The sequence below is a fragment of the Pseudoalteromonas sp. SG45-2 genome, from assembly GCF_014164115.1.
GTDB lineage: Bacteria > Pseudomonadota > Gammaproteobacteria > Enterobacterales > Alteromonadaceae > Pseudoalteromonas > Pseudoalteromonas distincta.
Window position 1 is genome coordinate 61,957 of sequence record NZ_JACJEO010000023.1, and the last position, 19,826, is coordinate 81,782.

11 protein-coding genes are annotated in these 19,826 nt (G+C 35.3%); 9 read left to right on the forward strand and 2 right to left on the reverse strand.

Annotation, left to right across the window (positions count from 1 at the left end; translation table 11 throughout):
- The first annotated feature begins 62 nt into the window (after positions 1 to 62).
- The 4 genes from coaBC (at position 63) to H5116_RS16290 (ending at position 6,220) form a co-directional block, all read left to right on the forward strand.
- Entirely contained in the window at positions 63 to 1,256 is a 1,194-nt protein-coding gene (gene coaBC, locus H5116_RS16275; protein ID WP_182716630.1) for a bifunctional phosphopantothenoylcysteine decarboxylase/phosphopantothenate--cysteine ligase CoaBC, read from the forward strand.
- A 111-nt stretch (positions 1,257 to 1,367) separates the two neighbouring features.
- Positions 1,368 to 1,955, forward strand: a complete 588-nt coding sequence (gene slmA, locus H5116_RS16280) for a nucleoid occlusion factor SlmA (RefSeq protein ID WP_004335558.1) — start codon at positions 1,368 to 1,370, stop codon at positions 1,953 to 1,955.
- Positions 1,956 to 2,096: 141 nt separating this feature from the next.
- Positions 2,097 to 4,865: a prolyl oligopeptidase family serine peptidase gene (locus H5116_RS16285; RefSeq protein WP_182716631.1), complete on the forward strand. Its 2,769-nt coding sequence runs from the start codon at positions 2,097 to 2,099 to the stop codon at positions 4,863 to 4,865.
- A 251-nt stretch (positions 4,866 to 5,116) separates the two neighbouring features.
- Positions 5,117 to 6,220 carry a GGDEF domain-containing protein gene (locus H5116_RS16290; protein ID WP_182716632.1) on the forward strand — a complete coding sequence of 368 codons (1,104 nt, stop codon included), beginning with the start codon at positions 5,117 to 5,119 and terminating at the stop codon, positions 6,218 to 6,220.
- Positions 6,221 to 6,639: 419 nt separating this feature from the next.
- On the opposite strand, the gene H5116_RS16295 is transcribed toward H5116_RS16290, so the two are convergent.
- Positions 6,640 to 7,299 (reverse strand): hypothetical protein, encoded by a 660-nt coding sequence (locus tag H5116_RS16295; protein ID WP_182716633.1) that lies wholly within the window; start codon positions 7,297 to 7,299, stop codon positions 6,640 to 6,642.
- A gap of 52 nt (positions 7,300 to 7,351) precedes the next feature.
- Complete coding sequence (locus H5116_RS20410) at positions 7,352 to 7,483, reverse strand: hypothetical protein (protein ID WP_259398844.1); 132 nt, start codon at positions 7,481 to 7,483, stop codon at positions 7,352 to 7,354.
- Positions 7,484 to 7,802: 319 nt separating this feature from the next.
- Between H5116_RS20410 and avs1a the strand changes: the two genes are divergently transcribed.
- The 5 genes from avs1a to H5116_RS16320 are packed head-to-tail and all read left to right on the forward strand — an operon-like array spanning position 7,803 to position 19,025.
- Positions 7,803 to 9,026 (forward strand): AVAST type 1 anti-phage system MBL fold metallo-hydrolase Avs1a, encoded by a 1,224-nt coding sequence (gene avs1a / locus H5116_RS16300; protein ID WP_182716634.1) that lies wholly within the window; start codon positions 7,803 to 7,805, stop codon positions 9,024 to 9,026.
- On the forward strand, positions 9,023 to 14,803 hold the full coding sequence (avs1b, locus tag H5116_RS16305) for an AVAST type 1 anti-phage system protease Avs1b (RefSeq protein ID WP_182716635.1): 5,781 nt from the start codon (positions 9,023 to 9,025) through the stop codon (positions 14,801 to 14,803). The genes avs1a and avs1b overlap by 4 nt, the downstream gene beginning before the upstream one ends.
- A 2-nt stretch (positions 14,804 to 14,805) precedes the next feature.
- Complete coding sequence (gene avs1c / locus H5116_RS16310; protein ID WP_182716636.1) at positions 14,806 to 15,075, forward strand: AVAST type 1 anti-phage system protein Avs1c; 270 nt, start codon at positions 14,806 to 14,808, stop codon at positions 15,073 to 15,075.
- A 58-nt stretch (positions 15,076 to 15,133) separates the two neighbouring features.
- Positions 15,134 to 16,963, forward strand: a complete 1,830-nt coding sequence (locus H5116_RS16315; RefSeq protein ID WP_182716637.1) for an ATP-dependent endonuclease — start codon at positions 15,134 to 15,136, stop codon at positions 16,961 to 16,963.
- Positions 16,950 to 19,025: a UvrD-helicase domain-containing protein gene (locus tag H5116_RS16320; protein ID WP_182716638.1), complete on the forward strand. Its 2,076-nt coding sequence runs from the start codon at positions 16,950 to 16,952 to the stop codon at positions 19,023 to 19,025. Before H5116_RS16315 ends, H5116_RS16320 begins: the two co-directional genes overlap by 14 nt.
- Positions 19,026 to 19,826: the final 801 nt, after the last annotated feature.

Below are 19,826 nucleotides of genomic sequence, written 5' to 3' on the forward strand. Positions count from 1 at the left end.
CGCTGTACGGGTAAAGATTTGTTATTTTAAGCCCAATATTTAATAAAAACTGATGAACATTCATGACTAACTTAACAAACAAAAAAATTGTACTAGGTATTACCGGCGGTATTGCAGCTTATAAATGCGCAGAACTCGTTAGGCGATTAAAAGACGCTGGTTGTGAAGTAAAAGTAGTTATGACTGAATCAGCTAAACACTTTATTACACCACTGACCATGCAAGCCGTTAGTGGAGAAACAGTCTCTGACTCATTACTAGACCCTTCTGCTGAAGCTTCAATGGGGCATATTGAATTTGCAAAATGGGCTGACTTAATTTTAGTTGCCCCAGCTACCTGCAATATTATTGCAAAAATGGCAGCCGGCATTGCTGACGACCTACTAACGACGTTACTGCTAGCAACGCCAGCAAAAGTAGCTGTAGCACCAGCCATGAACCAGCAAATGTATGCACACGCAGCTACACAAGCAAATTTAGCCACATTAAAAGCACGTAACGTACTTATTTGGGGCCCAGGTAAAGGTGAGCAAGCCTGTGGTGATATAGGCGCTGGACGCATGTTAGAGCCACATGAGCTAGTTGCGCTATGTATAGCAAAAGAGCAACCGCAATTACTTGCAGGAAAAACAATTACAATAACGGCAGGCCCAACGCGTGAGCCTCTCGATCCGGTACGTTTTATATCAAATCACAGTTCTGGAAAAATGGGTTATGCACTGGCAGAAGCCGCTTTGCAATTCGGTGCTAAAGTTAATTTAATTTCGGGCCCTGTCACTATAAAAGCCCCTACTGGCGTAAACCTTATTAATATAGAAAGCGCTGAGGAGCTATTAACTGAGTCACTTACCTATGCATCACAATCTGATGCTTTTATAGGTTGCGCTGCTGTTGCGGATTATCGAGCTGCAAACATTGCGACTCAAAAAATGAAAAAGCAAGGCGACGAACTCACCCTTACTTTAACTAAAAACCCTGACGTAATTGCAGCTATTGCAAACCTTACACAAAACCGCCCCTATACGGTTGGATTTGCCGCCGAAACTCAAAATGTAGAAAGCTATGCTAAAGGTAAACTACAAAATAAAAATCTAGATATGATTTGCGCTAATGACGTATCAAAAAGTGGCTTAGGGTTTAATTCCGATCATAATGCTTTAACACTGTACTGGCATAATGAACAACTAGAATTACCAACAACAAGTAAAATAGAAATAGCTCGCAAGGTGATCGAACAGCTGGCTAAACATCTATAAAAAGGCTGGAAACAAACTGAATAAAACATTAACATACGCCATTCATTTGAACAAAAAATGACTAGGGTTCTTAACTGCGCCACTAAGAATAACTAATAAAAAGGAATGTTCATGCCTGCGACAAAAAGAAGTAATCGCAAAGAGCAAATACTGCAAGCACTCGCACAAATGTTAGAAACTAATTTAGGCCAACGCATCACTACAGCAAAACTAGCTGCTGAGGTGGGTGTGTCTGAAGCCGCGCTATACCGTCACTTTCCGAGCAAAGCGCGTATGTTTGAGGGCTTAATTGAGTTTATTGAAGATACCCTTTTATCTCGTATAAATATTATTATTGAAAACGAAAAAGAAAGCCAAACGCGCATTTATAACATTCTATTATTACTTCTAACCTTTGCTGAAAAAAACCCAGGTATTACTCGTATTTTAACGGGTGATGCTCTGCAAGGTGAGCAAGAACGTTTGCGAGAACGTGTACAAACCTTGTTTGAAAAACTAGAAACTCAGTTTAAACAAGTACTTCGTGAGCGTAAATTACGTGAAGGTAAAAACTTTCAAAGTGATGAGCTTACACTTGCAAACTTTTTACTCGCCTACGTTGAAGGCAAAATGAATCAGTTTGTACGTAGCGACTTTAAAGCAAAACCAAGTGTTCAATTTGAAAAACAGTGGCTTGAGCTACAAAAAATTTGGCTGTAATTTTTTGCTAAATTAATAAATTGAATACTAAAAAACGACCTACGGGTCGTTTTGTCGTATGTAGCTGCCATTTATCTGATCCGCTCGAATTATGAACCAAACTCGTTACAATGAAACAATGTCATAATACGAGAATCAATAATGAAAACAAAACTCACCTTATTAAGCACGGCACTCATTGCCAGCTTAACTAGCACCGGCATACACGCCAAAGAATCGCTACAATTTAAAGACGTATTTAGTTTTAAATCAGCTAAAAGCACACAACTATCTGACAATGGTCAAGTACTCACTTTTAGTGCAACGCCGTATCGTGGAAATGCAACTGGTCAAGTTTACTCACTACAAAGCAATACACTCATCGCAGAAGTAGAACGCGGCACTAAGCCTCATATTAACAAAGCCGCTAACTGGGTCGCTTTTACACAAGTACCTACCTTACTTGAAAAAGAAACAACTAAGAAAAAAGACACCCTTAAAAATAACTTGGTACTCGTAAACACACAATCAGGTGCCCAACAAAGCTTTGCTGATGTAAAAGATTACACGTTATCTAATGACGGTATGTGGCTTGCTTATCGTTTAAATAAAAAAGACGATGACGCAAAAGTAGAAGATAAAACCGATAGCACTAAAAACGAAGAAGACAACGCTATCACGCCCGATAAAAAAGATAAGAGCTATGCGCTTGTTATCGTAAATTTATCTGATAAACGCACCCATACAATAGAAAACGTATTTAGCTACGCTATTAACTCAGCTAACAGCCAGCTATTAGTGAGTCAAAGTTACAGCGATGGTAATAACAACCAAATAGCGTTAATTGAGCTCAGTGACTTTAATAGCAGCGTATTAATTGATGAACCGGGCGTAATCGCAAATAAAATAGCGTGGCACCCCACTGACAATATTGCAGCGTTTACATTGGGTAACTATGTAAATGATGACACGCGCCGCCGAAGCTACACTTTACAGCTATATAAAAACGAGAAGCTCTCAACTATAGATTCACCTAATAAAGCATGGACGTTAGGGAAAACAGCCACCCTTGAATGGTCAGAAAATGGCGAGCGCTTATATTTTGAAAACCATCCTAAATTAGCAGCTAAAGTAAAAACTAAAGAATATACCGACGAAGCCTCACTGTACGACTTTGATACCATACGTGAGCATAAAGGTCTTAATGTATGGCACAACAACGATGCGCAAATAAAACCACGTGAAGAGCAACAATGGAACGAAGTTAATAAAAATCGCCATTACAGTGCGGTGTATCACGTTAACTCGCAAAAAGTTGCGCAACTTAGTACACCAAACATGCCTGAGGTTGCACTAAACCCTCAGCGAGATGTGTCTTTACTTGGCTCATCTAACATCCCCTACCTAGAAAAAATAATGTACGGCGGTTTTTTTGCTGATTACTTTGCAGTAAATATAAATACCGGTAAACAAACTCCAATTATAAGTAACTACCCGTTTAGACCGAGCCTTGCCCCTAATGGTGAGTTTGCAGCTTATTTTAGCGATAGCCAAATACAGTTAAAAGATTTAAAAAATAATAAAGTAACACCGCTTACAAAAGCGATTCAGGCAACCTTTGCTGATGATAAACACGACTACCCATCTACTCAACCTGGTTATGGTTTTGCAGGTTGGATGACCGATAGCAGCCAAGTGCTTGCTTATAGTAAATACGATATTTGGGCGTTTGATGTAAAAACGCAGCAAGCTAAACGCCTAACTAATGGTAAGCAAAGCAATACGCAGTACCGTGTTATTAAGCTTGATAAAACCCAAGTGGGCTTTAAAAAAGGCGATACATTACTTGTCTCTGCTATTAACTTACAAACTAAACAAAGCGAAGTTGCAAAGCTCGACTTAACCACTAACACACTAACTAAGGTGCTTAGCGGTAATAAACGCTTTGATATGGTTAAAAAAGCCAAAAAGGCTGACAAGTACTTATTTACCTCGCAAACTTATAGCCAATTTCCTGATTACTACCAAACAGATTTTAGCTTTAGTTCACCAAAACAAGTGACCAACCTAAACCCACAAATTAGTAATTTTGCCTGGGGCGAAAAGCCAGAACTAATAAGCTATAAAGGCTTTGACGGTGAAGATTTACAAGGTGTACTAATAAAACCAGCGGGATATAAAAAAGGCGATAAAGTACCTGTGGTTGTGTATTTTTACCGTTACATGAGCCAGCGTATGTTTGATTTTCCAAAAATGGAATTAAACCATCGCCCTAATTTCCCTATGTTTACCTCAAACGGTTATGCGGTATTTTTACCTGACATTCGTTTTGAAATAGGTCACCCGGGTAAATCGTCAACGCAAACCATGATAAACGCCACCCAAAAATTAATAGATTTAGGCATAGCCGACCCAGATAAAATAGGCTTACAAGGTCACTCTTGGGCAGGCTATCAAAGTGCGTTTATGATAACCCAAACAGATATGTTTAAAGCGGTTGTATCTGGCGCGCCAGTATCAAACATGACAAGTGCTTACAGTGGCATACGTTTAAAATCAGGTCTTGCTCGTCAGTTTCAATACGAAACAGGGCAAAGCCGTATAGGTAAAAACTTATTTGAAGCACCAGATCTGTACATAGAAAACTCACCGGTGTTTTTTGCAGATAAAGTAAATACCCCTATTTTAATTATGTTTGGCGATAAAGACGATGCAGTGCCTTGGCACGAAGGCGTGCAGTACTACTTAGCGCTTCGCCGCGCAGGTAAAGATGCAACCTTTTTACAATACGAAGGTGAACCACACCACTTGAAAAAGTTTCCTAATCAGGTCGATTTTTCAGTACGTATGATGCAGTACTTTGATCATTACTTAAAAGGCAAACCTGCTGCTAAGTGGATGACACAAGGCGAGGCATTTATAGAGGAATAGATATAGCATTTATTCAGAGCTCTACGTAAGCGATAACGGCGAGCTCTGCGTCAATTAAATCAAGGCGAGGCATATTACATTTAAGTAATCAGTCACTACCTAGTCCTTCATACCTTTGAAAAATGCTGTAATGATCTTTAAACTTTTATAAACACCACCGTATATAAGCGTTTTAATCAAAGTAAAAAACTATAATAAAAGCCTAATATAAGTAATAATCACTAAATTCAGAGGTTAAAGAGTCGCTCATTATGCTAAGTTTTTGGTACAAAGAGTTTCCACAGTACCCTAAAGATCACAAGGACTTTTGGCGCACTCGCTTAATAGCCCACTCCTTGCTAATAACTACATGTTACTTTTTAGTTTTAACCCTGCTCAATCTCTTTTATTTTGCAAGCTACGAAATAGCGCTTATTGATGCTTTTGGCCTTTTTATATCGCTCGGTATTTGTATTTGGTTTAATAAAACAGCTAATGTAAATGTAGCCTCTTGGGCCGTTACATTGATGATTGTTAGTTTAATTTTAATGTTTGTGATTTCAGTTGGTGGCCATGCCCACTCTTTATTTTGGGCCACGCTTATTCCGCCATTCACATTTTTTTTAGTTGGAAAAAACTGGGGAAGCCTATTTAGTGCAGTCGCTTTTGCTATTTGTGCGTATCTTGTGTATTTACAACAACAGCAAACTGTAACAATTGGCTTAGGCTCTTTATTTAATCTTATAGAGGTAAGCCTTGCTCATATTTTAATTTTTAGGTTTTACGAAAAAACACGGTTTTCGGCATACACTCGATTATCTATCCGTAACTTAGAAATTCAACACTTAGCAGAAACCGATAAGTTAACGGGGCTTTATAACAGGCAAAAATTTGATTTTGAATTATCACAGTTAATTGCTAAAAATGACGTTTTTAAAACCCCACATTGCTTACTTATTTGCGATATAGATCACTTCAAAAATATAAACGATACCTACGGGCATTTGGTTGGTGATAACGTGCTAACTGAATTTGCAAAAATATTAAAAAGCCGTATGGGAAATGACGCACTTATTGCGCGATGGGGTGGAGAAGAATTCACTATTATTTTATCCAACACCTCTTTAAATGATAGCGCTAAAAAAGCCGATGACCTGAGAAAGTATATTGCCGAAAACACAGTTACAAATGTAGCATTTACTATAAGTATTGGATTAGCAACGATACAAAAAGACGATACAGTGCTAAAACTACTGGAGCGGGCTGATACAGCGCTATATAAGGCTAAAAATAATGGACGCAATAAAGTATGTGTTAGCGATAACGATTCAACCGTTATAGCTCAATCAACTTACTTAAATGGGTTTATAGCCTAAACTTTGTGCAGCGACAATAAAGTTTGCCCGTAAGAGAGAAAATGACAATAAAGTTTGCCCGTAAGAGAAAGTGAGGCTTTAGTTTCTGCAAGCAAGAAACAAGTTAACAACGCTAATAGCTGGCGTAAGAATAAGTAACTTTCAATATTAGAATATCGAAAAGCCAGCGGCCACAAAGTGACGGCTGGCTTTCCTACCCACCCTATCCCGTAATCACATGGTATTTTTCGGCTAATCAGCAGTACCTTTGACCTAGCTTAATGAAAGCAATAACAATGCGCTCCTAAAAATGTTTGAATAGCGCTGCGGTAGCAAACTGGCTAGTCACAGGGCTTACCAATACAGGTGCTTCAAACTGATGTGGTTTATCCACATATTTTGGCGTTAAGGTGCCAGTTTCCTATGGGGGTCTCACTAATTTACCAAATAGCAGGGAATTCAACAACTCCGTCAATACCAAACCCATGATTTAGCAAAGCTTGTCTTACTATAAATGGCAATGTATTAGCATCGCTAGGGTACTTAGCTAAAGTAGTTTCTGAAAATGTATCAATAGCAGTTAGCAGCTCTGATAGGCTAAATTGCTCAGAAACAACCGCCCCCCAAATAGCGTCTTCAACTGTTGATTCTAATTCGGCATTTGTATTTTGAAACATTAGGCGACTTTGATACACAACTCTGAACTTGTTGTTACCCTGATGATGGATAACAATCTTAAGCTGAGGAATCTTTTTTAGTAACTGAGACTTAACTCGTCTAGCATCAAAAAATGCTTGGCTTAATATCACCTTTCCTTCAACTTTATAGAAATTTTTTGAATTTGTCTCAGGAACGATATTCCAATAAACACGAAAAGAGTTTCTTCTTAATTTATGACCATAAATTTCAAGTAAGGGTTTTAGTTGCTGTTCAGTGCCTTGTTTAGAGCCACTATTCCATCCACTCACAATTGATTGTTGAACCCTACAGGCATCTTTAATTTCATTTTGAGTCCAACCATCATTTAGTGCCAGTCTTATTAGCTGCTTGGTTTGTTTGAACTTTCTCTTATTCTTTTTTGAGTTTGTTGTTGCTTCCATAATTATCCTTAAAATGAAGCAGATGAATAATCACCTGCTTCCCCATTCCTGGTTACTTACCCTGGTTTGGGTTCATTTGCTTACCACGATTCCCTTGGACTTTAGCGTATGCAGGGTTATTACCTGAAGTGCCTTTATTACTATTTCCTTGGTTAGCTTTGTGGTTATTATTTTGATTAGACATGTTCTTTCTCCTATAGGTTGATTGTCTATCCAAATAATAGAAGATAGAGAAAAAACTGAAACTGATAATTTTATGATAATTATAGATATAGAATGATACATTGATTTATCTGTGACTATCTAAAATAATAGCTTTAGAATCAATTACAAATTGAATTAACTAGAACTCCATACTAAAGCATAAAATCGATTTAAGTTAACTTACAATCAATTTAACCAAAACGATTCATTTTTGTAAAAACAGATTCACTTAAATTTCAATTTGTTATGCCATAATAATTCAATAGAAAGTGAAGTCTCAAATCAGCTTGGAAGATTTAATGAACAGTAATTCAGTAAAATTAAAAATGTACCCTGCAAAAAATGGAGATGCTTTTTTAATTTCAGCAAACGTGCCAGAGCCCATAAATATTTTGATAGATGGCGGCTATGCAAGTACATACAATAAATACATTTCTTCCGATTTAAAAGAACTTGCATTGAAAGGCTGCTCCTTAAATTTAGTAGTGGCAACACATATAGATGCGGATCATATTCTAGGCCTTATTGAATTTTTTAAGTCTAATGGTTGTTCTACTAAATCGAAGATAATACCAGTGCTTAATGTTATACATAATAGTGTTCGAAGTTTAAATTCATTGAGAGCGGATCTTATTCGAAATGATGATTTAGAGTTGTTAAAAGAAATAAATCATCAAGGATATCCAATATCTGAAAATAAAACAGAGGAAGAAATCAGTGCTCGGCAAGGAAGCTCATTAGCTGCATTATTACTAGCGGGTAAATATAATTGGAATTTTTCTGACGGAAGTCAGAGTATTAATTGTGATAGTTTCCCGATAATAAAATTAAATAGTAATGCAAGTTTGAAGCTTCTTGGCCCCTCAATTGAACGATTAAATGAATTAAGAAAATGGTGGCTAAAGGAGTTACAAAGGATAGGTATTATCGGAGGGGTTACTGAGGATATTATCTTTGACGATGCATTCGAGTTTTTATGTGCAAAAAATCTTTTCAATAGAAATTATACAAAAAAGGAAAAAGATGTAATTAGTCAGGTTAGCGGTTCTAGCACTAACTTCCTTAAAGATGTTTATTCCCCTGACTTATCTATTACTAACTCCAGCTCAGTAGCTTTTATTGCTGAAATTGGCTCTACCATGTTACTTTTTCTTGGTGATGCATGGTCAGAAGATATTGAAATAAAAATTAAGGAACTTAAAACCAATACAAATAAGTTACTATTTCAAGCTATTAAAATATCACATCATGGAAGTCTGCATAATACGAGCACATCACTTTTGGAATTAATTGATGCCACATCCTATTTTATTTCTTCTAATGGCAATCATCATGATCACCCTGATATTGAAGTATTGAAGGAAATTGTTGATAGAACAAGTAAGTTTACGCGACGTCTTTATTTTAGTTACCCCACCCCAGCATCTACATTTATGAAAAACTACAAATCAAAGAGTGGTGCTTGTTTTACTGTTCATGAAACTGCAAATAATTGGATTGATCTGACTTCGGAAATATTATGATAGAAAATTTTGTTAAAGCTTCAACTTGTAAAGTTGATTGTGGTAATGAGCTAGGAACTGGATTTTTAGTTTCAGAAAGTATGGTGCTCACAGCTCGCCATTGTGTAATAGCATCTATTACCGATGAAATTGAAATAAAGTTAGCTTTCCCTGAGCATCCAGATAGTTTAGTTGCAAAAGTTGTTTCAGTTAGCGAAGAGTATGATTTATGCCTTTTATCTATCTCGAAAATTGTAGACATTACTCCGATGAAGTTTGGCGACACAATGCCTACAGAGGGAGAAGAATGGTATGCATATGGCTTTCCTATCATCAAAAGAGCTTTTGGTCACCGAGTTTCCGGAAACATATTACAAACGCTTAATGAGCCAAAATTAAAAATCGATATTGATTTAGAAATTAAACAAGATGTTACCCTAACAAAATATGACGGATTATCTGGCGCAGCCTTAATTTGTGATGATGTATGTAGAGGCCTCATCCGTTTAAAAGTTGATAAAACAATTGGTGCTATTAGTGCATTTACAATAACAGAGTTTCTTGAACAGAATAGTATTCAGATAAAACAAAGTAAATCTGAGTCAAATGACTTATTGATTCAACGTAAGGAATTCCAATTAGCATTTGAGGAGAAAGTTAAAAATGCTGATGGGAAATATATATTTCTTAGTGGTTCAAATGGTATAGGCAAGTCGAGTTATTGTAATAACTTCCAACCCCTAGACTCTTCTCTAGATATGCTAGGCTGTTATAGCCTGTCTTCTGTTAAGGATGAATTAGGAGCAAGCCATAGAATTCAACCCACTGTATTGCTTGATTGGTTATCTACCACAATATCAATTAAGTTAAGTGGAAAGACGTCACGTAAGGAAGATTTGTCTTATCCCGTCTTGATAGAAAAAACATCAAAACTTCTTAATGAATTTGGCGGTTATTGTTTATCACAAGGTCGACAAGGGCTTATATTTATTGATGGTTTAAATGAAGCCTCAGAAATTAGCGAAGAACAGTTTTCTCTGTTTATAGGACTACTCCCTATAAATCTGCCAGAAGGAGTAACTATTGTACTTACAGCCCCAAATTTTGAAAATATTTCATCCTACTTAAATGGGCGAGTAGATACGGAAAATAAAATAGAACTACCAAGTTTAAAACGTAACGTTGTTAGACGCTATTGTTGGAAAGAGCTTAAAGAAGAACGCGCAACTACATCAATAATAAAAATCGTTTGTGATAAAGCTCAAGGGCACCCTCTGTATCTTAGGTATTTAATTGAATTTGTAAATAACTGTTCCGACTTAGAAGATCTAAACGAATTCCCTGAGTTTTCTGGAGCTGTTGGGGAATATTACGAGAAGTTATGGCTAAAACTACTTCAAGATCAAGAGGCCGTTAACCTCTTAGCCATACTCTCACGCTTGCGAAGTAGTATAAATATTGAAGAATTACCCAAAATTCTAAGTGCATCAGAACGTACCGTTTTAATCCCAACATTAAGTAGGGTTCGCCACTTATTAGCGAACTCTGAGACAACAACAATTTATCATTCATCGTTTGCTGAGTTTTTAATAGAAAAGACAAATCAACTTAATCAGGATGTTGAGGAAAGGATTGCAAAGTTTTGTATTGATAATAGTGATCTAAAATATTGTGCTTTAAATTCTGTATATCACCTTCTTCTTTCAGGACACGAAGGTTATTTAAAGGCAATTAAAAAGTGTGACCAATCATGGGTTGATCAATGCGTTACAATTGGAGTTAAGCCTGACACATTACTATTTGACATTGAAAATGTACTAACGGCAGTCACAGAATGTGGGTCTACTGTTGATATTATCAGAATGTTGTTGCTCTCTCATCGTGTTAACTTTCGATATAATACTCTTTTTACTCAATCAGCCTCGTTGATTGCAGAGGCATTAATTGCTTTAGGTAAACCCCAAGAAGCTATTCAACATACCATTAGATTTAATACTTTAATTATCAGTCCTGATGAAACTTTTAGAATAGTTGTTTTTTTACTTGATAAAGCATACATAAAGGAAGCTAAAGAGTTACTGACTCTATTAGATGAATCCATTGAGGGAGTACTGACTTCGCAAGGACATCAACTTAATGATTACATTACTTTATGCGAATACCGAATTCGAAGCCTTCTTTTATTAAGTTTAGTTAATGAAGCCCCTGATAATTATCAAGCTATAAATTTTCTTATGCAGGCATTTCAAATCATTCGAACTAATACAGAGGACTTGTCATATGAAAGTTTTCTCCAAATCTCAGCTGCTTTACAATGTATTATCCCAAGCTTTAATTTATGTATCTTAGAGAGGTATTTAGGTTTAACCGGATTAAAGAAAAGCGGAGTCAAAGCTCCTGAAAATTTGCTGGAATTATTGATTTCCACTCTGAAAAACAGTTTGGATTGGTTTGATAGCTTTCAAAAAACAAAAAAATGCAAATGTTTACCAGAGATATTTTCAGATATAAATGAAGCACTCGTATCTGCTTTATACATCAATAAACAACTCCCCCAGCAAGATATAGATATGCTTATACAAGTAGGCGCACCAGTATCACTTATTGAAAATATGAACGAGGATGAGCCTAAGCCAACGCAAATTAAAATATTAAATGATGATGGAGTTGAACTTGAACACCAACAGATATTCCAAGGTGCATGTAATTGGCGAATTGCTACCTTTTTATCTGATAGTGTAGATTGTCCTCAGTTTAATGGTTGGGGTAAAAGTAATTGGCTGAATTCTCTTGAATTGATACTCAGCGCATTGTATTGGTGTGAAGGCACGGCCCTGCGAGGTAAAGCAGAAAACAACGAAAACTTACTCAAAATTGCTATTGAAAACATACAATCTCAAGTTCTTTTACCGCTAGCGTTTTCACTTAAAGAAAGAGCGTCATGGGAGAACAGCTATTCAATCCCTGAACAATTAGTACCCATCATATATAAAAAGCTTTCTGAGCTTTATTTAGATTGTTTCCCAGAAAAGTCACTATCATTTTTAAATTATATAGGTGAGAACTTTAGTTCTCAGTTAGGAATATATTCAGAAGGCTTTCGAGCTGCATTATTTTCAGTGATAAACGAATTTACATCTATCGAAATCACGAGCACTGTAAATGATCAAGTCTTTGAAATACTGAATAATTGGAAGAACTTCATAGTTGATAACCTCGCTAATAGGCATGAATTAGTCCCTGAGTTACTTACGCTTATCCCTTTATTTGTTAAAATTGACTCTAATGAAATCGCAGAAGAGCTGTATCAAAAAGCGCTCAATGTTTCTATGGGCCCCAATTGGTATAAAGAAGATCAATTTGGATTGATGTTAAGCCTTATCAGTAGCACCAAGAGCTTAGATTATGATCAAAAAATCATACCTAAAGTAGCCGGTTTATTGGATAAAGCATCCGGTGAAATGACTTTTCAGCGATTTGTTAGGTATGAAAAAGCAGAATTTATAGGGGAACTGGTACGTCATAAAAAGTACGCTCAAGCAATTGGATACTTCAAGAAAGAGACTTGCGGAACTTTACCTGAGCTTTTGATTGAAGCTACTAAAGGTGAAATTGATAGGATCGACTATTTAACTGGTATGCGATATCCAGGGGGCGCGTTGGATGAACAGGATGCAATTTTTAAACTTGTACATAATGCAATAGATGCAGATTGGCGTTTACGTTGGGCCTTACTTGAAATTTATTTGTTTGGAGATGAAAGGTATACCGACCAGTTTGCTAAGGAGTTTGCTGGATTAGTTAATTCATTTGGTGATGATTCTGAAGTTATTTTAGAAATGAAAAATAGAGTGACGTTGTTAATTTCTTCTGAGCTATCTTATTCACAACAAAACAAATTTTTGAGTTCTTTTCAAAATGAACTTGATAAAATATTTCACAATAATTTTTCAGTCTTATTCGAAGGGCTCCCAACAGGTAAAGTTAATGAGTCGCATATTAGGCATTCCGAATCAAAAGTAGATAAAGGTGTTGAAGAAGTTGATGACGATATGCTCTTTATGCCTGGAACATTTGGCCGAAGATCTGCTACTAAAGAATCAAGTCGGCTGTTGTCTACTGCTAAATCAAAAATTAAAAGAGGAAATATAACTGAAGCTCGGAACATAGCGGTTAGCGCTTTGCAAGTTTTACAGGATGGAGGTTGGTCTATATGGGGTAACCTATCTGGCGAAGCTAGTAAGTTGATGGATATTATACAAAGTAACAATTTAGATGCAGATAAAGTAAGTCAACTGTATGCCCCTTTATTACTTGATGAGCGCTATGAACCTAGATGGCGCCTTGCAGAACACTTGATAGATAGGTGTGGCAGTATTATAAATGGTGAAGATATCACCTCTCTAGCTCATAGTGTTCTAGAACATATTAGGCTAATGGTCGGAGATGCAAAAGATGAAATAGATAGTTTTCAATTTTTGGAAAGCGACGAAACAAAGGACATATCACTTGAAATATCAGATTTGATTCTTTGGCTTGTTGATCATCCTAAATGGTTCCGTAAAGATAGAGCGGCGAATATGTTGGTTTGGCTTTTAAGCAAAGACCATACATATTATAAAACCCTTGCACCTGAAGCCTTTTCAATGCGAGAAGGACATGGACCTGATGTGCTTTGCGGTATATTTGATGGAATGTCTCTTACTAAGCCATTAGAAGTATGGGAACTAATTGAACCTAATATTGATGTTACTAATATCCTAGAATGTCGGCATATTAGTCGCTTAGCTATTTTGCACCGTATTGTTACTAGAGCTTCTACAAGAGGGGCTGAATCGGCTACTAATTTATTAGTTAAGATTGATGAACTGCTTAAATCTAAAGGCGTTATTAAAGGTACCTCAAATGAGAATAGATCCCTCCCTGCTTGGGCTAGTTGCATAAAAGAAGTTTGGGATGAATTGTATATTCTAAATATCGTAAATGATGAATTTATAAAATGCTTTGAAGATGAAATGAATAATGTATGTTCTCCTTTAAACGTTGAAACAGCATGGCAACTTGAAGAAATGGTATCCCAAGGGTTTAATGTGAGTAAAACTCAAAGCTTAAATAGGTGGGAAGGGAGTGTTCGCTTTGCATTAAATATCGCCTTATTTCATAGCAATAATAGGAATAACTTTTTAATTTTAGAGTCAATTCTTAGAGTGTTTAACCCTTCCAAACTATCGTTAACTTCTGTCTCAGGAAAGAAGTCTAGGTCTAATAAAATTATCGAGGTTCTTTCTAACGAATGTGATCCAAAAAGTGTCATTAATAACACCGGTTCTGTTCTCTTAAACTATCACGAAATGATAAATCGTGAAGATCTTAAAAGCTGCCTTCAAATTGAAATCACAGCTGTTATGACCTCGAGTTACTCGGGATATAAAGCTACGCCTCCAACAGATGGTTCTCTTTTTTCTTCAAAAGTGAGTCCGGATACTAATGCGAGTATTCCAGGTAATGAAATTTCTCATCGAATTGATCCTGACTATGTATTTCTTGGGATTTATACACCTGCGATTCCAACAAAAGCTTTTGTAAAAATGATTAATGCTCAAGATTGCGATTTCATTAGAAGTAACTGGAAAGAAGGTCGTTCTTCTAACCAAAATACACTTGGAGAACCAAATATTGAAGGGTGTTCATTAGAAATTAAACGAGAAAAACTTCGCTTACCCAATGGTTTTAATTTAGCTTGGGTGTTTAAAGTTAATGGTGAGGTTATTGGCATACAACGCGGAATGGGACTCTAATTATGAATAATATTGAAACCATGAATACTCCTTCAACACGTGACGAATTTGAACATCGCTTCCATGTATTAAATGAACAAATCAGAAGAGGTAAGTACCAAAACCCATTCTCAACTGGACTTGATGAAGTTCGCCTTCTTCCTAACGGTCGTATTGATATATTAAGTATAAACGAACAGGCTAGGTTACAAGCTAATACTATGTCCCAGTTTAATTCAAAACGGATGCAAGAATTAATTAAAGCGCAAGATATAGAAGATCCAAATGATTAATAGTTTGGGGGTTAGTCATAAGTGTATAAATACAAAAATTTCGCAGGGATAAACAACTATGTTTTTAGCAAATATTAAAATATGGAACTTTAGGAAATATGGCTCTTCAAATGAAATAGACTTAAACAACCCTAATTTAGATTTGAACTTTACTAAAGGTCTAAACATTCTTATTGGCGAGAATGATTCAGGTAAAACGGCTATAATTGATGCCATTAAATTAGTATTGAAGACACATAGTTATGAATGGATTAAATTAGAGGAAGATGATTTCTTTGATTCATCAAACAGATTTAGAATAGAGCTTCGTTTTGAAGATATGGAAGAAGAAGCTTTTCACTTTACTGAATGGCTTGGTTTTGAGGGGAAAGGCGATAAAACAAAGCCGTATCTAAAAGTGATTTACGATGTTTCAAGGACTGCTCAACGCATTTTACCCGCCGACATATGTGCAGGAGTTGACAGTCAAGGTACACCGCTAAAAGCTGCTGCTCGTGAATACCTTAAAGCGACTTATTTGAAGCCACTTCGTGATGCTAATCTTGACTTAACCCCTAAGAAAAATTCTAGGCTATCAAATATCCTTCAAACACATGAGGCTTTTGAAAATAAAGAAGAGCATCGATTAGTTACTCTCTTTAAAGAGTTTAACGAAAATGTTGCTGCATATTTTGAGGGCCTAGATGCCAAAGGCAATAGTATAAAAGATGATATAAAAGGCAAAGAATTAAAAGATAAAATTGATACATTCGTCAAATTATTTATTGATGAAAATCATGCGACTAATTTTGATGTAACTAACGCAAATTTAAAATCGATTTTAGAAAAGTTAGAATTACAAATTCTAGGTCAAATAAACCCTGGCCTTGGTACGATGAATAAGCTTTTTATGGCGACGGAATTACTACATCTAGAGAAAGATAATTGGACCGGCTTAAGGTTAGGATTGATAGAAGAGCTAGAAGCACATCTTCATCCTCAAGCGCAGATGAAAGTAATTGAAGCATTACAAAACAAGAGTGGTATACAGCTAATTTTAACCACACATAGTCCCAATTTAGCATCGAAAGTAAAACTCGAAAACATTATTATTTGTCATAGTAAAAATGCTTATCCCTTAAACAATAAACGTACATTATTAGATCCTGATGATTATAAACATTTAGAGCGATTTTTAGACACGACTAAAGCAAACCTGTTTTTTGCGAAAGGTGTGATTATGGTTGAAGGTTGGTCTGAAGAAATACTCATCCCCGCCCTTGCTAGAAAAATGAAAGAAGATGGTTTAATTACTAAAGATTTAACAGAAGCAGGTGTTTCTATTGTAAATGTTGCTAGTGCTGAGTTTATAAAATTTGCGAAGGTCTTTTTAAGAAGAGAAGAGCCCTATCTAAATTTACCTGTTGCTATTATCACCGATGTTGATGTGCCCGCTTATGAAAAAATATTGCGACTAGATCATGAAGGTAAACCTGAAAAAAGTGGAAAGAATAATGTTTACGATTATCAGAAGAGCAATATAGATGATGTTGTAGACAAATCCTTACTCAAGAAAAAAGAAATAGAAAAAAACTTTAATAATCAATCTACTCGTGCATTTGTCACTGAAAAATGGACATTAGAGTATAGCTTACTTGTTTCTAATACTTTAGGCAGTAGTGTGAAATTGATATTAAGTAACATGTTCCCTCAAATAGATAAAACTAAATATGAAAGCGAACTGGCTAGAAAATTGTTAGGGAAGTCGATTAAAAAACCTGAGTTTTCTTACTTATTAGCTAATTTTATCGATCCTACCTCAGATAATTATGATGATTCAATAAAACTAGAAATAACAGATCAGCCAATTGCTTCTCTTCTGGGGGCAATTAAATATGTCTGTAATTAGTATTACTGATGAGGATATTGAATATGCTGAATCTATCTTATTAAAAGCAGGACAAAAATTCGATGATGAACGAGTTGAGTTCTTAAAAGACTTAAATACGCTTGATTTACAAGCCGTCCCAGGTAGTGGGAAGACAACTGTTCTATTAGCAAAACTATTGATATTTGAGCGCTATATGCCTTTCAAAAATGGTTCTGGCGTTCTAGTAATATCTCACACAAATGCGGCAATTGATGAAATAAAAAGTCGCATTGGAGCTTATTGCCCAAAACTATTCTCATATCCAAATTTTATTGGGACAATACAAAGTTTTGTTAATGAGTTTTTAGCTAAACCTTATTTTAAGCAAAGCTTTGGAAATGACATTACTAGAATATGTGACCAAGCATATGCTCAACAAATAAAAAATAAATTAACTATCGATTCACTTAGTCAAAGAGAGACTTTCAGAAAAGTTAAATATATTTTTTCCTGTAATGAATCAAAGATATTTAATTATCGTTTTTCACCAGAACCCTATTGTACAAACTTAGTCTGTACAATAAATGGTTCTGATTTAGAAATAAATAAGCCAAAACCGAATTCGAGAAACTATCAAGATTATTCAGATAAAGAAAAGTCAGATATTTTAGATTATTTATTCAAATTAAAGTGGAAAGTTCTTGAAGAAGGCTATCTACACTTTGATGATGCCTATGCTTTAGCTTATAAATATTTATTTGCTAAGCCACAGGTAATCAATATTATTCAGCGCCGTTTTTCTTACGTTTTTGTAGATGAAATGCAAGATATGGATAAACATCAATATCAACTTTTGGAAATGTTATTCTTTGATGGTGGTGGTTCTAAATCTGTATACCAGCGTATTGGTGATAAAAATCAGGCAATTTTTAATGGTGAGATTAAATTAGATCAAATTTGGATAGACAGAGAAACAATTAAAAATATCACTGGTAGTCATCGCCTATCCCCCCTAAATGCCAGCCTCACAAATAAATTTAGTTTAACAAAATCTACTATAGTGGGTTTAAATTCCGATAGTCAAATCAAGCCTATATTATTTGTTTATACCCTTGCTAATAAAGAACAATTAATAGAGCGCTACACATCAATAATTAATAAATTAACAAAAGAAGGTTTATTCCCAGAAATCTGCTCAAAAGCGATATCCGTTGTTGCATGGGTCACTAGAAAAAAAGACGATGAAACACAAATTACGCTACCTAGTTACTATCCAAATTACAGTCGTCAGCAAAAAAAAACCAAAAGCGAGTATAACTGTTTAACAGAGTATTTAATTTGCTTTGAACAGATGAATGACAGTTTAAAGCCAATTGCTTCAAATATTATAAATGCAATTCTTAAATCACTTAGAATAGCGAAGATAAAAGATGGTGAGGGGAATTTTTTTAAAGAATCGACTTTTAGAAAGTTGCTGCTAGAAAAATCACTTTTAGATGAAAAAGAAGTAACATTTGAAAAAAACATTTACAAGTGGTCAATCAAAGTAATTAGGGGCAACGATAAGGATGTATTAGTTGAACTACAAGTTTATATTGTTTCAATTTTTAGTGAGTTATTCTCTGAATATACGCCATGTAGTAATTTTTTATATGATAACTATATGGTTGGTGATGTTTCAGCAATTACTAAAGCCGAAGAAAGTAAATTAATGTTTAACACTGTACATGGCGTTAAAGGTCAAACTCATTTAGCTACATTATATTTAGAGTCTTTTTATTATAGTGAATATGAATCCACCCAAATGAGTGAGGTTTTTAGTGGTTTAAGTAGTTTGGAGTTGATTGAAGGTATAGAGGATAAGATTGCCAGACTTGAACTCGAAATTGTTTCATTAAATGAAAAAAGAAAAAAAGGTAGTGGTAAACGAACAACTGAAATAAAAAAGTTAAATACAAAAATAGGCAGCATAAAAAAATATTCTAAAATGTTATATGTGGGTTTTTCTAGACCAACACATTTATTAGCTTTTGCTGTAGAAGAAGATAGATTTAATAAGTTAACTATTAATGATGATATTTGGGATGTTGTCTACATATAGATAGTACTCATCAAGATATTGATACTTCCTACTGTATGTCTATAAAATCCTGCGATTTTACATTTTCCTGATTACTATAAAGTTAGGAGGTTATTTAAAGTATGACACTGTATTATCATTACATAATTAGCGACATTGGCCTACCATCCAAGTACCGAAGTTGACAACACCTAGCCAGTAATCGCTTGTTAGGAATAAATTGTGCTTTTACTCTAAATTTTACCTGTTCCTTTCATGCTTAATTCAAGATGCTTTATTGCTTCTAAAGCAAGCCATTTCCGTACTGGTTTATGTCCTTTTGTGAATGACATATAAAACTCGATTCCAACATAGTACTTTAAATAAACAGCAAAAAGTAGATTTGCTGTGCTTACTAGTGACATTGGAATAGGCTTTTTATCCTTGAAATGAATACATTTAGAAATCTGGGTTATTTTAGTGAGAAAAAGTAGCGCCTAATTGTCAAACTTGAAGATATGGCCATCAATTAATGGTATTACTGTTTAAAGCCAACTGGTTAATTTAAAGGTGAAAATTGCTCCATCAGAAGAAACTAATACCGATTTAATTTATGTAATCTCCATTGGCAAATTAACAACACTTTCAGTGTGTTACAACAGAAGGCATATGTGCACTAGCCCTATTCACTCCATTGGCAAGTTGAGTACATGGCTGATGTAGTGGTAAATTAATTTTGGCCACCCATTAAGAAAGAAATGTTATGCTGATAAGCATACAAATTTGGGTGAAAAAATGACGAAATTAAAACGTGCAACGTATTCTGCAGCAATCAAATTAGAA

Coding starts and splice junctions, on each gene's coding strand:
- H5116_RS16285 (WP_182716631.1), top strand. CDS start 2,097: ATGAAAACAAAACTCACCTTATTAAGCACGGCACTCATTGCCAGCTTA.
- H5116_RS16290 (WP_182716632.1), top strand. CDS start 5,117: ATGCTAAGTTTTTGGTACAAAGAGTTTCCACAGTACCCTAAAGATCAC.
- H5116_RS16320 (WP_182716638.1), top strand. CDS start 16,950: ATGTCTGTAATTAGTATTACTGATGAGGATATTGAATATGCTGAATCT.
- coaBC (WP_182716630.1), top strand. CDS start 63: ATGACTAACTTAACAAACAAAAAAATTGTACTAGGTATTACCGGCGGT.
- H5116_RS16295 (WP_182716633.1), bottom strand. CDS start 7,299: ATGGAAGCAACAACAAACTCAAAAAAGAATAAGAGAAAGTTCAAACAA.
- avs1b (WP_182716635.1), top strand. CDS start 9,023: ATGATAGAAAATTTTGTTAAAGCTTCAACTTGTAAAGTTGATTGTGGT.
- avs1a (WP_182716634.1), top strand. CDS start 7,803: ATGAACAGTAATTCAGTAAAATTAAAAATGTACCCTGCAAAAAATGGA.
- avs1c (WP_182716636.1), top strand. CDS start 14,806: ATGAATAATATTGAAACCATGAATACTCCTTCAACACGTGACGAATTT.
- H5116_RS20410 (WP_259398844.1), bottom strand. CDS start 7,483: ATGTCTAATCAAAATAATAACCACAAAGCTAACCAAGGAAATAGTAAT.
- slmA (WP_004335558.1), top strand. CDS start 1,368: ATGCCTGCGACAAAAAGAAGTAATCGCAAAGAGCAAATACTGCAAGCA.
- H5116_RS16315 (WP_182716637.1), top strand. CDS start 15,134: ATGTTTTTAGCAAATATTAAAATATGGAACTTTAGGAAATATGGCTCT.